The sequence below is a fragment of the Ruegeria sp. AL1 genome (assembly GCF_056540905.1).
In genome coordinates, this window is sequence record NZ_JBQFXP010000008.1 from 1 (window position 1) to 13,588 (window position 13,588).

At 58.3% G+C, this 13,588-nt stretch carries 14 protein-coding genes and 1 pseudogene; 7 read left to right on the forward strand and 8 right to left on the reverse strand.

Going from position 1 to position 13,588, the window contains the following annotated elements; genetic code table 11:
• Together ACRZ9X_RS13460 and ACRZ9X_RS13465 are read right to left on the reverse strand one after the other, a co-directional pair.
• Nucleotides 1-236: pseudogene (locus ACRZ9X_RS13460) on the reverse strand (hypothetical protein); the annotation flags it as partial.
• 54 nt (nt 237-290) lie between these two features.
• Nucleotides 291-1,004, reverse strand: coding sequence for a uroporphyrinogen-III synthase (locus ACRZ9X_RS13465; RefSeq protein ID WP_480519665.1), 714 nt, complete (start codon nt 1,002-1,004; stop codon nt 291-293).
• Nucleotides 1,005-1,101: 97 nt separating this feature from the next.
• On the opposite strand from ACRZ9X_RS13465, the gene tsaD reads away from it, so the two are divergent.
• The 5 genes from tsaD (at nt 1,102) to ACRZ9X_RS13490 (ending at nt 5,234) form a co-directional block, all read left to right on the forward strand.
• Nucleotides 1,102-2,196: a tRNA (adenosine(37)-N6)-threonylcarbamoyltransferase complex transferase subunit TsaD gene (gene tsaD, locus ACRZ9X_RS13470; RefSeq protein WP_480519667.1), complete on the forward strand. Its 1,095-nt coding sequence runs from the start codon at nt 1,102-1,104 to the stop codon at nt 2,194-2,196.
• On the forward strand, nt 2,193-3,149 hold the full coding sequence (locus ACRZ9X_RS13475) for an NAD(P)H-dependent glycerol-3-phosphate dehydrogenase (protein ID WP_480519669.1): 957 nt from the start codon (nt 2,193-2,195) through the stop codon (nt 3,147-3,149). Before tsaD ends, ACRZ9X_RS13475 begins: the two co-directional genes overlap by 4 nt.
• A gap of 1 nt (nt 3,150) precedes the next feature.
• Nucleotides 3,151-3,420 carry a YciI family protein gene (locus ACRZ9X_RS13480; protein ID WP_480519671.1) on the forward strand — a complete coding sequence of 90 codons (270 nt, stop codon included), beginning with the start codon at nt 3,151-3,153 and terminating at the stop codon, nt 3,418-3,420.
• Nucleotides 3,420-3,842: an EVE domain-containing protein gene (locus tag ACRZ9X_RS13485; RefSeq protein WP_480519673.1), complete on the forward strand. Its 423-nt coding sequence runs from the start codon at nt 3,420-3,422 to the stop codon at nt 3,840-3,842. The genes ACRZ9X_RS13480 and ACRZ9X_RS13485 overlap by 1 nt, the downstream gene beginning before the upstream one ends.
• A 450-nt stretch (nt 3,843-4,292) precedes the next feature.
• A complete protein-coding gene (locus ACRZ9X_RS13490; protein ID WP_480519675.1) occupies nt 4,293-5,234 on the forward strand; it encodes a hypothetical protein in 942 nt (313 codons plus the stop codon).
• Nucleotides 5,235-5,440: 206 nt separating this feature from the next.
• Here the strand turns inward: ACRZ9X_RS13490 and ACRZ9X_RS13495 are convergent, their stop codons facing one another.
• Together ACRZ9X_RS13495 and ACRZ9X_RS13500 are read right to left on the reverse strand one after the other, a co-directional pair.
• The gene (locus ACRZ9X_RS13495) at nt 5,441-5,782 is read right to left on the reverse strand and encodes a DUF2853 family protein (RefSeq protein WP_480519677.1); all 342 of its coding nucleotides are present in this window, start codon (nt 5,780-5,782) and stop codon (nt 5,441-5,443) included.
• A 114-nt stretch (nt 5,783-5,896) separates the two neighbouring features.
• Nucleotides 5,897-6,799 carry a LysR family transcriptional regulator gene (locus tag ACRZ9X_RS13500; protein WP_480519679.1) on the reverse strand — a complete coding sequence of 301 codons (903 nt, stop codon included), beginning with the start codon at nt 6,797-6,799 and terminating at the stop codon, nt 5,897-5,899.
• 92 nt (nt 6,800-6,891) lie between these two features.
• Here ACRZ9X_RS13500 and ACRZ9X_RS13505 point away from each other — a divergent pair, with 92 nt between their 5' ends.
• Nucleotides 6,892-7,968 carry an L-dopachrome tautomerase-related protein gene (locus ACRZ9X_RS13505; protein WP_480519681.1) on the forward strand — a complete coding sequence of 359 codons (1,077 nt, stop codon included), beginning with the start codon at nt 6,892-6,894 and terminating at the stop codon, nt 7,966-7,968.
• Nucleotides 7,969-8,004: 36 nt separating this feature from the next.
• Here ACRZ9X_RS13505 and ACRZ9X_RS13510 read toward each other — a convergent pair whose 3' ends face one another.
• From ACRZ9X_RS13510 to ACRZ9X_RS13520, 3 genes are all read right to left on the reverse strand, one after another.
• Entirely contained in the window at nt 8,005-8,751 is a 747-nt protein-coding gene (locus ACRZ9X_RS13510) for an extensin-like domain-containing protein (protein ID WP_480519683.1), read from the reverse strand.
• 13 nt (nt 8,752-8,764) lie between these two features.
• Nucleotides 8,765-10,153, reverse strand: a complete 1,389-nt coding sequence (gene ahcY / locus ACRZ9X_RS13515) for an adenosylhomocysteinase (RefSeq protein WP_480519684.1) — start codon at nt 10,151-10,153, stop codon at nt 8,765-8,767.
• 102 nt (nt 10,154-10,255) lie between these two features.
• A complete protein-coding gene (locus ACRZ9X_RS13520) occupies nt 10,256-10,573 on the reverse strand; it encodes a hypothetical protein (protein ID WP_480519686.1) in 318 nt (105 codons plus the stop codon).
• Between the two features lie 206 nt (nt 10,574-10,779).
• Here ACRZ9X_RS13520 and ACRZ9X_RS13525 point away from each other — a divergent pair, with 206 nt between their 5' ends.
• A complete protein-coding gene (locus ACRZ9X_RS13525) occupies nt 10,780-11,373 on the forward strand; it encodes an HD domain-containing protein (RefSeq protein WP_480519688.1) in 594 nt (197 codons plus the stop codon).
• An 80-nt stretch (nt 11,374-11,453) separates the two neighbouring features.
• Here the strand turns inward: ACRZ9X_RS13525 and ACRZ9X_RS13530 are convergent, their stop codons facing one another.
• Nucleotides 11,454-13,397: a DUF3604 domain-containing protein gene (locus ACRZ9X_RS13530; protein WP_480519690.1), complete on the reverse strand. Its 1,944-nt coding sequence runs from the start codon at nt 13,395-13,397 to the stop codon at nt 11,454-11,456.
• Nucleotides 13,398-13,588 lie beyond the last annotated feature (191 nt).

Here is a 13,588-nt window from a genome sequence, read left to right on the forward strand (position 1 = left end):
GCTTCGGCTTCGGCTTCGGCTTCGGCTTCGGCTTCGGCTTCGGCTTCGGCTTCGGCTTCGGCTTCGGCTTCGGCTTCGGCTTCGGCTTCGGCTTCGGAAGGGGCCTTCCCGACTGGCTCGGCGGCGTCAAGGGTCACAGCATCTGTCGTACCTTCGGCGTCAACACCGGTATCGGCCACGTCATCCGACTTGGGATCTTCCACCGGCTTTTGATCGGACTTTTTCTTACCAGCCACCGCAATCTTCCCCTTATCGAATCCAAAAACACATGAATAACAGACCTGACCAAGTTAATCGGAGGTCTCGTCACCCTCAACCCGCATCGCGTGTTTCACAAGTTTTTTAACGGCTTTCCTCATTTCGTCCGGGGTCGGCTCTGACGCGATCTTCAGATGCACATAGTCCAAGGAATAAAGGGGTTCGGCGGTCGCTTCGCTGATGGCTGCCAGCCATAACGGCGCATTTCCTGTCCAGGTTTCGGCAAAATGTCGCGCCGTTCTGGGCGAAAAAACCGGGGCGATAACCGGCTTTTTACCAGCGGCAGCGGCAAGGGCGTCCGATGTCAGCGGTAACAAAAGCTGTCGGTAGACGGGTTGTTCATGTGTTGTCAGTCCAGATTCGGTCAGTCTTTGCGCAATGTTACCCCGGCTGTGCTCGCCGCGCAGATGCAAAAGCGGCGATACTGGTCTGGCCTGCAGCAAGGCGGCAACCAGCTCTTCCGCGGATGCGCCCATCATCTGCGCCCGCCACCCGGCATCAGCGGCTGTTCCCGTGGTGACCGAACCGACGCAGTAGGCCGGCATGTCTCGGGTCACGCCCAGTGAGACGGCTGCATTCACAGCGTTGGCCGACGTAAAGATAAGGCCTTTGATCCCAGCCACATCCACCTGAACCGGCAGTGTCCGGATATCCAGGATCGGAGAATGGATGACCTCAACCCGTGACCTGACGCGGGTCGAAAGCTGTGCAACGAACCGTTCGGACGCGGCACGGGGACGGGTCATCAACAAATACAAAAGTCGGCGCCTTGGGCCTTGGGATTGTTTGCATCCGCACGGGGTGATACCCCGCTTGGCAATCAAGGTGTAACGGATCGGGCCAATGGTGCAAACACTTACTGTCCTCGGGCTGGAAAGCAGCTGTGATGACACAGCCGCCGCTGTCGTGCGCCAAAGCGGCGAAGGGGCTGAGGTGTTGTCCTCGATTGTTCACGGACAAACCGAGCTTCACAGTGCCTTCGGTGGCGTAGTGCCCGAGATCGCGGCCCGCGCCCATGCCGAGAAGCTGGATATCTGTGTCACGCAGGCCTTGAAGGATGCAGGTCTGGCTCTGTCCGATATGGACGCGGTCGCGGTAACCGCAGGACCGGGTCTGATCGGCGGCGTCCTGTCCGGCGTCATGTGTGCCAAAGGGATCAGCGCCGCGACCGGCCTGCCGCTGATCGGGGTCAACCATCTGGCCGGGCACGCGCTGACACCGCGCCTGACGGACGGGATTGCTTTTCCGTATCTGATGCTGCTGGTTTCGGGCGGCCATTGCCAATACCTGATCGCGCACGGCCCGGAACAGTTTACTAGACTGGGCGGTACGATCGACGATGCGCCGGGCGAAGCTTTTGACAAAACTGCCCGCCTGCTGGGCCTTTCACAACCGGGTGGCCCCTCGGTCGAGGCTGAAGCGCGACGAGGCAATCCCTCGCGCTTTCGGTTTCCCCGACCGCTTCTGGATCGTCCCGGGTGTGATCTGTCCTTCTCGGGACTCAAAACAGCGTTGATGCGAATGCGGGATCAGATCGTGGCCGATCAGGGCGGCTTGACCCGACAAGACCGTGCAGACCTGTGCGCCGGATTTCAGCAAGCCGTCGTCGATACACTGGCCGAGAAGACCCGTCGTGCAATTGATCAGTATCTGGAACATGCTCCCGCGGATCCGGTGATCGCCGTCGCCGGAGGTGTGGCGGCAAATTCCGCAATTCGTGCATCATTAGAGACTATTTGCGACCAAAAAAACACGCGGTTCATCGCGCCGCCGCTGGCGCTTTGCACTGACAATGCCGCAATGATCGCCTATGCCGGAATTGAACGGTTTCGCCTTGGGGCGCGGGACGGGTTAGACCTGACAGCCCGTCCCAGGTGGCCGCTGGACCAGACCAGCCCGGCCATGCTGGGCAGTGGCAGGAAAGGAGCCAAGGCATGAGCGTCGCGGTGCTTGGATCGGGCGCGTTCGGAACCGCGCTGGCGATTTCGCTGGCGGGGAATGGGCCGGTCACTTTGTGGGCACGGGATGACGAACACGCCCAACGTATGAACTCCAGCCGGATGAACGAAACACGTCTGCCCGATGTCACGCTGCCTGATACGATCTCGGTCACATCGGATATATCTGTGGCCGCAGCCAGCGACACTCTACTGATCTCGGTGCCCATGCAGCAGATGCGCAACGCCTTGCGGCATCACGCCCCGGCGCTGGCCGGAAAGACGCTGGTCGCGTGCTGCAAAGGGATCGAACTGTCTACAGGTCTTGGCCCGATTTCGGTGATCCGCCAAACCATCCCGGATGCGCGCCCCGCCCTGCTCACCGGACCGAGTTTTGCCGATGATATCGCGCGTGGGCTGCCCACCGCTCTGACACTGGCCTGCGAAGATGATGCGCATGAGCTGCAGCACGAACTGACCACTGCAAACCTGCGCCTCTACCGAACCACGGACGTTGCCGGGGCCGAACTTGGCGGCGCGCTCAAGAATGTCATGGCCATCGCCTGCGGCGCGGCCATAGGTGCCGGGTTGGGTGACAGTGCCCGTGCGGCGCTGATGACGCGGGGATTTGCCGAGATGCAGCGGTACGCGCTGATGCGCGGCGCACGGCCCGATACGCTGATGGGGTTGTCCGGTTTGGGTGATCTGGTCCTGACCTGTTCGTCCGAACTGTCCCGTAATTACCGTTTTGGCCTGAGTTTGGGTCAAAACAAGCCCTTTGACACCACCACTACGGTCGAGGGCGTCGCCACCGCCCGCGCCATGTCTGACATCGCCACGGCCGAAGCGCTGGACATGCCCATCAGCGCCACGGTGGCCGATCTCAGCCACGGTGCGTACAGTGTCACCCAAGCTATCGAAACTCTGCTGAACCGACCCCTGAAGGAGGAATAATATGCTGATCGCCCTCATCGCCCGCGACAAGGAAGGCGCGTTGCAAACCCGGCTGGACAATCGCTCGGCCCATCTGGCCTATATCGAGGAAACCGGCGTTGTGTCACAGGCCGGGCCCCTGCTGAACGACGATGCAATGATCGGATCGCTGATCATCCTTGAGGTCGAAGATATGGCAGCAGCCCGGGCCTGGGCCGACAATGATCCTTATGCAAAAGCCGGTCTGTTCCAATCCGTTGAACTGATCGCGTGGAAAAAGGTCGTCGGCTGATGGCTTACTGGCTGTTCAAATCCGAACCTTCAACCTGGAGCTGGGACCAACAGGTCGCCAAAGGCGAAGTCGGCGAAGAATGGGACGGCGTGCGCAATTATCAGGCGCGCAATTTCATGCGGCAGATGCAGATGGGTGATCGCGGGTTCTTTTACCACTCGCAAAAAGACAAGGCGATTGTCGGCATCGTCGAGGTCTGCGCCGAGGCCCACCCCGACAGCACCACGGATGACGAACGCTGGGAATGCGTGGATATCAAGGCCGTGCGTCCGTTTTCTGTACCTGTGACATTGGACCAGATCAAAGCGGACGAGCGGTTGTCGGACATGGTGCTGGTCAAGAACTCTCGGCTGTCGGTGCAACCGGTCAGTGAAGTGGAATGGGAAACCGTATGCGCTCTGGGTCAAACCCGGCATGATTGAATAAGCCTCGTGCTTTTCTTCCCAGCGGCTAGAGAAACTGCTATAATCTCTGACGTTCAGCCAAGCGATTTCGGTACCACGTTTTTCGGTCCCGGAATCTGTGTGTTTGGGTTTCGAGTGTTGTGAAAGTTTGAGCCAGTGTCTGACAGTGATGACAAAAGTGGTGGTCCCCGTGACAATGATGCTGCGCCAAGGCGTCTGACGTGGGAAGCACGTCTTGAAATCGCGCGGAAACAACGGGCCGAGGCACTTGCGCAATCAAATGCAAATCAAGCCGGGAAACCTGTCTCAGCGGAAGTTGAGACACCGTCGCCACGCCCGCAGGCTCAACATCTATCGACGCTGGAACGCGCGGTCACACCTCAGGCCGTTTCGCCGGAAATTGACCGGGGACGCAAAGGAAGAGAGTCTAATTCAGCCTTTCCAAAAGTGTTAGCGACCGCGCTGATTGTGGCATTCGTGCTTTGGGGTGGAAGTACCGCGATATCCAGTTGGGATAAGCTGGCCGGTAACCGTCTGCAAACACCGTCCGACCCCGGCGCAATCCTGGGGTCTTTGTTCAGCGGAGCGGCCTATGCATCCGAAACCCGCGCTCCAGTGCAGTTGACGCTTCCTGATATGGCACCGGATTTGCCAAGGGTTGCCCTGCGGCCAACGCCCCCGGAAAGGGATCTGCCGTATGCTCCGGCGGCCAGAGTTTTTCTGCCGGAGCTAACAGGTCGGGAAGAAAGCTCATTGGGTACGACGCCGCCCTTGATTTCAAAGCAACCCGATGTCGCGCAAACTGCGTTCGCCTTTTATGGCCCGGGCACCGAGTCGCGCGTTTCCGTCCCCGCTTTGGCACCGTCCCAAACCTTGGTATTGGCGACATTCCATCCGTTGCCGGTCGAGGTGGCGCGCGCGCCCCGCCCTGTCGCAGCACAAACAGAGCCCGACATTGTGCCACAAGTGACCAATATTGCGTTGACCGAGCCCATCCAGGCCATCGAACCATTGCGCGCGGAACTGGACACACCGCCGGTTGCGCGCCCCGCAATCAATTCGGATGTATCGCTGTTTGTGCCAAATCGGGTACCTGCAGAAACCGGAACACGGGCGTTGAATCTTTTGTCGGGCGGGCAAGCCAATATCGTCGACACCGCGCGTGTGGGGTTTTCCGTCCGGGATACTCAGGTGCGTTATTATCACCAACAGGATGCAGACGTAGCTGCGGCAGCGGCCGAGGCGCTTGGTGGCATTTCACGGGACTTTACTGGTGCAGCCCGCAAAACCCGCCCCGGACATATCGAAGTTTACCTGGAAGGCAACGGCCGACAGCCCACACAGCGCCCAAGCGCGCAGCCCAGCCAGTTTGAGCAATTTATCGCACGGCTTTTGAATGCAAATAACTAGGAAAATCGGGAAGGTTCTGACAGTGCAGAACCTTCCCTACCCCGCGTGCTCCCATCACACCACACGCGTATAGAAATCTATGGTTCTGACCGTCCTGGCCACATTGATACCTTAACCGATCAGGCCTCAAGATATCAAACGCCAAGTGCCTAAAATTGAAAACACCCGCCATGGAACTGACGGGTGCAGCAAAAGGAAATCCGGGATCAGCTGTAAACGGACTCTTTCCCGAAATGTTTGGTCAGCATGTAATAGACCACGGCCCGGTACTTGTTCCGCTCGGACTTGCCATAGGTTTCGATCGTCTTGTTGATCCCTTCCATCAATTCCGGGCCATCCGACAAGCCCAGCTTTTTGATCAGAAAGTTGTTCTTGACGGTTTCCAGTTCAGCGTCCTGGCTGGAAGCCACCGTGCATGCATCCGCATCATAGATAGCGGGACCACATCCAATGGTGACCTTGGTCAAAAGGTCCATGTCCGCATCCATACCGCATTTGGACTTCAGGTCCTCTGCGTATTTGGCGATCAACTCGTCACGTTTTCCCATGAAATTCTCTCCCTAAAGCGGCGTTTGCCGCGATTTTGCATCTTCATAATCAGATGTCGGAACGCTAATCGCGCGGGTGTCGCACTCAAAGGGGAAAAATCCGCACTTCGCCTCCTAAGCGGACTTCGGTTGGCCCCGTGCTCGTTGAAACGCCGCACTGGCCAGAGTCGAAAAGGCACGCACCTTGCGACCCGGTGTGGAAGTGCCTGTATGGACGAAAGAAATTGGAGCTTCAGGCGATTTCAGGATACCCGGCAGAATTTCGCACAACGCCCCGCTCTCAAGCTCGCGCTGCACAGCCAGACGGGACTTGACAGCAAGGCCAAGACCCTGAACCGCCGCCTCGGTCAGCATGTCGGAATTGGAGACCGCGATTCCTCGCGGAATTGAAAACAGCGCCGCGCCGTTTCCGTCCGCTATATCCAGCCGCGTTTGCCAGGGCAGGCACGCCCAGCGCATTGTGCGCAAATCCTCGACCGAGCGTGGCGTTCCGTGCTTGTTGCAAAACGAGGGCGCCGCGCAGATGATGCGATCATTGTCGCTGAGTTTGCGCGCCTTCAGCGTGCTGTCCGCCATCTGACCGACCCGAATGGCGCAATCGATACCCTCATCGACCAGCGAGACATAGCGGTCCACAGCCAGAAACTCGACGGTCAGATCGGGATGGTCTGACTGAAACGCACCCATCATCGGCATAATGAAGCGCGACAGAATCCACGGCGATAGCGTGACCCGCAGATGTCCACGCAAGGCCCCGGTGCCACTGCCAGCGTCCAGCTCGGCCTCGCGCAGATCGGCCAGAAGGGGTTCGATCCGGTCCAGAAAGATGAGCCCTTCATCCGTCAGTTGCACCTTGCGGCTGTTGCGGTGAAACAGTTTGAGGTTCAGCACCTCCTCAAGCTTGGTGATGCGGTGGCTGACCGTGGCCGCAGACAGCCCCTGTGCTTTGGCCGCCGACCCGACGCCGCCGGTTTTGGCGACAGCGACAAAGGTCAGCAGGTCGTTCACGTGGTACATTCGAAAATTCCTAACGCTGGTTTCAGAATTGAGCCAGTTATCGCGGAAAAATTCAAATGATATCTGCTCTGCCATCACCAGAGGAGGACCCGATGAAATCCCTATATGCAGCCACATGCGCGCTTGCGCTGGCCCTGCCCGCCGCAGCGGCCGAGTTGGAAACCTATCTTGAGTTCGAAAAGGCCATGCCCCCGGGCAATCTGGCCATTGGCCCGGACGGGCGCATGTTCATGTCGGTTCATGAATTCTACGGCCCCGAACTGCGCGTGGTTGAGGTGATGCCCGACGGGTCCACCAAACCCTACCCGACCGAAGACTGGGCCCGCGCCCCGAAGGATGATGCGGATGGGCTGAACGGTGTGCTGGGCCTGCGCGCCGACCGCGATGGTATCCTGTGGATGCTGGACGGTCAGGGTGAAAACCAGACCGGGCGCATCGTCGGTTGGGACACCAATACCGAGACGCTGCATGCGATTCACTATATCGGCGCTCCGGTGGCGCGCCCGACCTCGTTCCTGAACGATCTGGCCGTGGACCGCGACCACGGGGCCATCTACATCTCGGACACAGGCAACGGTCAGAACTCGGCCATCATCGTGGTCGATCTGGACACCGGGCGTGCGCGACGGGTTCTGGAAGGCTCTCAATATACGATTCCCGAGGATACGCCGATGGTGATCGACGGGCGCGAGATCACGCTGGGCGGCAATCCGGCCAAGATCGGCATCAACCCGATCACCGTCGATCCGACGAACACATGGGTCTATTTCGCCCCGATGACGGCCAGCGCGATGTACCGCATCCCGACCGCCGCGCTGCTGGACGAAAGCCTGTCAGACGCTGATCTTGAGGCGAAGGTTGAACGCTATGGCGACAAGCCGATCTCGGATGGTTCGACCGTCGATACCGGCGGCAATGTCTACATCACTGCGATGACGGACAATGCGCTGGGTGTGACCAAGCCGGACGGGACCTATGAGGTTCTATTCCAGTCGGATGATGAATTGCCGTGGCCAGACGGGTTCTCGATCGGTGCGGATGGCTATGTCTATGCCACGATTAACGAGTTGCACCGCTCACCAGTACTGAACAATGGCGAGGATGCCTCTAAGGGCATCTACAAGATCGTCCGGTTCAAATCGCTGTCTGACGCGGTCAGCGGACGCTAGGCGAAACCCCGGCCCTGCGATGCGGGGCCGGGATACCTACCGGCAATAGCCCCAACCGGGTCCTTGCAGATGGAAATGATCCGCGTGCAGGCGATTGAAATTGGGGCCCAGCACAACGCGGAACCAGTCGCAGGCCCCTTTCCCAATGCGATGCAGAAAGTCAGCCTCGGGGCCCGGATTCGTCCAGTCCTGTAGCAGGCTGAGTGTTCGCCCATCGGCCAGTTCTACTCCTACGATGTCGATGGAATCCGCCGTTGCATGGCTGCTCCATCCGCTGTTTTCCCCCTGCGCGGTGCGCATACGGCGGCAATTGTAACTGCCCAGATGCCGCAACGCGCGCACCTCGGTTCCCAACAGGTCGCGCGCGGCGGATTGCACCACATGATGTTCCCACATCGCGAGGCGCAGAGCAGTGGTGCAGCGGGTCTCGACCCCGCTGACCCGGGCACTGACCAACTGTGACAGCGTTCCCCGACCGGCGATGCCGCAATTCTGATCGACCACCAAATCCTCCATCTCCGAGAATGCTGCACCAGCTTGTGACAGCACCGCCCGGCACTGTGCCTCGTCCGCCAGCGCGCGATTAAGCTGGAACTTGGTGGCAGGTGTGACCGGGGCTGTCAGGGTCAGGTCCCGAAGGGGATTCCAATGCGCAGGAAGTGGCGTTTTGGGATGCGCCAACAGCAGATAAACGCCCGATCCAACAAGACATAGAAATACAATGATCGAAAAGAAAGACGCCGCCAGTTGCATCAACCGGCGGCGTCCAGAAGGTTCGGTCATACCCGATCCGCAATCAGTAGCGGTAATGCTCGGGCTTATAGGGGCCCTCGGGCTTCACGCCGATATAGGCCGCCTGCTCGCTGTCCATCTGGGTCAGCTTCACACCGATGCGGTCCAGATGCAGACGGGCAACTTTCTCATCCAGATGCTTGGGCAAGATGTAGACGTCGTTTTCATACTCATCGCCCTTGGTAAACAGCTCGATCTGCGCCAGCACCTGGTTGGTGAAGGACGCCGACATCACGAACGAAGGATGCCCGGTGGCGTTGCCGAGGTTGAGCAGGCGGCCTTCGGAAAGCAGGATCAGACGATTGCCCGAGGGCATCTCGATCATGTCCACCTGTTCCTTAATGTTGGTCCATTTGTGGTTCTTCAGGCTGGCCACCTGAATTTCGTTGTCGAAATGGCCGATATTGCCGACGATGGCCATGTCTTTCATCTCGCGCATATGCTCGATACGGATCACGTCCTTGTTGCCGGTGGTGGTGATGAAGATGTCCGCGCTGGCAACTTCGTCTTCCAGCAGAGTGACCTCGAACCCGTCCATGGCGGCCTGCAGCGCGCAGATCGGGTCAACTTCGGTGACTTTCACGCGGGCACCCGCGCCACGCAAACTAGCCGCTGAGCCTTTGCCTACATCGCCATAACCGCAGACCACGGCAACTTTACCGGCCATCATGGTGTCGGTGGCGCGGCGGATACCGTCGACCAGCGATTCCTTACAGCCGTATTTGTTGTCGAATTTCGACTTGGTGACTGAGTCATTTACGTTGATCGCCGGGAATGGCAGGTGGCCGTCCTTCACCAGTTGATACAGGCGGTTCACGCCGGTGGTGGTTTCCTCGGACACGCCCTGAATCTGGTCGCGCATCTTGGTGAACCAGCCGGGCGAGGCCGCCATCCGCTTGGCGATCTGCTTCTTGATCACCTCTTCCTCTTCCGAACCCGGAACGGGGATGATGTCTTCGCCTGCTTCGGCGCGCGCGCCCAGCAGGATATACAGCGTGGCGTCGCCGCCATCGTCCAGGATCATGTTGGGGCCGTCGTCGAACAGGAAGGATTTGTCGAGATAATCCCAGTGTTCTTCCAGCGTCTGGCCCTTGATGGCGAAGACCGGAACGCCCGCCTCGGCAATCGCCGCCGCCGCGTGATCCTGGGTCGAGAAAATGTTGCACGACGCCCAGCGCACATCCGCGCCAAGTGCTACCAGCGTTTCGATCAGTACCCCGGTCTGGATGGTCATGTGCAGCGAACCGACGATCCGCGCACCTGACAGAGGTTTGCTGTCGCCATATTCGGCCCGCAGGGACATCAGCCCCGGCATTTCGGTTTCCGCGATATCCAATTCCTTGCGGCCAAAACCCGCCAATGAAATGTCTTTAACGATATAGTCCCCGGCCATCAGGTGCTCCACTCCGGTAATTCACAGTCCGGATTGCCACTAGCATCCCTTTATCTGTGTGGCAACGAAGATGGCCGGAAACGGGTTCTTACGCCTTAAAAATCAGCTTGGCGTGCCCTCGACTTTGATTTTCGGGATTGCCTCGAAAAAGTCGGTGCCAACGGCGACAATGCAACTCAGGCCGCTCGCGTGGGTCACCAAAACGGTGTAACTTCCCGTTTCCTCTGAGGTCCAGACCTCCATGACCGACTGTCCGCCGCGCGATTTCTGCAATCCACCAAAGGCCAGCTGTTCCTTGTAACTGTCCTGTAACTTGGCGATCACATGCTCGCGCTGTGCGCAACTCTGCTGAGCAAAAGCCGGAGGGGCAGTGGCGGCCATTCCAAAGGCCAGGGCAATTCCAAACAAACGCTTGAACATAGCAAGCTCCTTTCGATACGAGTTTCGTTTCGAGAGGGGCACACCGGGAGGAGCGTGCGCCCCCCTCAGCACTTCATGTCGGGATCACAACGCGCCGGTTCAAAGCACAAACGCTCAAGAAAAAGTTGGCAGCTGGTGATCTTGACAGGTACATCTTAGCACGAAAACGAGAAAAGAATGTGTCCGACTTCACAAGGCATGGCAGAATGGCAACACAACCCCGAGCGTGGCAAAGAATGCTGTCGGGCCGCAGGCTTGACCTGCTGGATCCGACGCCGGTGGACATCGAAATCGAGGATATCGCACACGGATTGGCATTTGTGGCGCGTTGGAACGGGCAAACAGGCGGCGATTTCGCCTATTCCGTGGCCGAGCACTCTCTGCTGGTCGAAGAGCTGTTTGGCCGCATCGTCCCCAAAGCCCCCGCCAAATGGCGTCTGGCCGCCCTGTTACATGACGCACCCGAATACGTGATCGGAGATATGATCTCGCCGGTGAAATCCGCCGTCGGCCCTGATTACGGCGCGCTGGATGACCGTCTGGCAGCGGCGATCCACATCCGGTTCGGTTTGCCGGCAGAGGTGCCGAAGACTGTGAAACGCCAGATCAAGAAGGCCGACAAGATCAGCGCCTGGATGGAAGCGACCCAGATTGCCGGGTTTTCCGAGGCTGAGGCGACCAAGTTCTTTGGTCGTCCGGACAAGGCGGTGATGGAGGGGTTGCGGATCACGCTACGCCCGCCAGTTGAGGTTCGGCAGGCGTATACTGTTCGTCATAAAGAGTTGATGGAGCTCTTATGAGACATCCAATTGGCCGAATGTCTCCTGTGAGCCCGATGCAGTTATAGTTTCACTTTGTCCGAAGTTCTGCTTTGTGATCATCATTCGGTTGGCCTGTACCAGATCGGCGAGGTATATGCTCGCTCCTGCGTCGTCATCGGAATTTCGTCAGGCATTTCAATATCAAAGCGCAGGGCTTCGTAGGCCGTCCAGCGGGGTGTCGGAATCTGTAGTACGCGCGCATAATATGTCGCCGGTTGGGCGGGGTCAAAATCCGGGTCCTCCCAAACGGCGATAAGCTCAGGCGCACCGATCGTGTTTGTCCATGTTGCGGCGGCGACATCCACTGTGTTTCCAACAGCGGGGAGTTTGCCGTCAACTCCGATTTCCCGGTCGCCGGACCAGACAACATCGTAAATTTTTTCCTTGGTGTTGCCCTCGTTATCGACCCATCCCTTAACGATCTGAATGCGATCAAGGTTGCCACCGATTGGATCTTTCAAGGCTGCGACGTAGAACGTCGGGTTTGCACCATCGGAACCGGTCGGCAGGTCTGATCCCATGGGAACGCCCTTGTCATAGCCGACCCAGCCGGGTTCGCGGACGCCCACATCGTCCTGCTCAAATTCCCACCCGCCGAAGAACCAGACCGTCATGCGCGGTCCAGTAGAGGCGTAGGTTTCGCGGCGTGCCATCGAGTCCCAGATTGCCTCACGGGTGTTCTCGGTCGCCCAAACCGCCGTATATCCAGATGCAGCTTGTCGCCAGCCAAGAACCTCACGTCCATCAAATGATAATACGGTATGTTCCCAACGCGTCGGCGAGGGTTCTACGCCGGAGTGTTTACCAAAGAAATTTTCTTCTTCGACCGCGCTCAAGGCTGTGTGTGAATCTGTTCCGGCTGCAGCCCCGATGCGGAATGGATTTTCGCCAATATCCTGCTCAATCCGAATACCTCGTTTCAATGCCTCACGATAGTACTCCCGCTCAATCATACCGGGTTCTTTCGGCGTAAGGTTGAGATTCCCTTCGTCCCAGGTCTCGTAGTCCGCGAACTCGTCGTCTGGCGATAGCATCGGGTGGGCTTCACCGTCGCCCTTGATCTGGGTGACCTCATAGATTGGCTCAAACCGCTGACGACGCAGGGCATAATCCGCGTCGAGAGGTTTCTTGCTGGTATAGGTCACGTCGTCGAACATCAGCCCATTTGATAGGTTGCCGTTGTGGGGAATGGCCAGCACCCGCGAACCTGTCGTCTCCTCGAAGGTTTCCATCCAGCGCCATAGGTCTTCAGGGTCGTAGCTCTCAAAGGTCGTGTAGGGCAGCATCTGATCAGCCGTGTCTTTACCACCGCGATAAATCACGTTGCGGTGCATGTTGTTGCCGGGACCTTCGTTTGGCGTCCATTCGTAGCCGATAAGAGCTGTAAACCTGCCTGGTTCGTTAAAACTTTCAATAATCTCAGTGTAGTCGTGCCATGTGTCGCGGAAGAAGTCTTCATCCTTGGCAGCATCCGGCAGAGTGTTGTTGCCTTGGGCTTGGATCGCTGACATGCCCACCTGGATGGCTGTCTCGATATCATTCAACTGCATGACCTCGCTCCATTCAGCCAGCGTTTCGTCCGCTTCAACCAAGGCCGGGTCACCTGCTCGCAATGCCGGCGGAATGCCGAGAAGGTCCGAATGGTCGGTCATCGCCAGCCAGTCGAGCGGGCGCGACAACTGGATAGGCACGCCAAACGTTGTCTCTACTTGCTCACCTCTTGCAAAGCGCATCGCATCTTCAGGAGAGAGTGCATTGATGAAACCTGCGTCGAATGACCAGCCGGAATGGACGTGCTGATCACCCCATAGTGGACGGATGGGAAAACTGCGGTTGGCGTAGGGTGAATAACTACGTGAACCCAAACGCGCGGTTTGCGAGATTGCAGCAGGATCGATTGTCACGTCGCCGCCGTGGACAGTTTCCTGTAAGAGAACTGCTTTGGGGGATACGACCAACAAAGCTGCTGTCGCGGCTAGGGCTGCTAGCTGGTCGATGAGCATTTTCTTTTTCCTGAATAGGTTTTGATGTAACGAGTCAATTCAAGCAACGTAGTTAGGGTGGCACAATTATTCGCGTTCAAGCAAGCCGCTACGGAACGAAAGCTACCATTGGCATTACTCCTGCGAACGCCAGGAATGTCCGGATAGTGTTGAAAAAGTCTGTTGATTGGTTGGTGTGTCGCTGATTCACT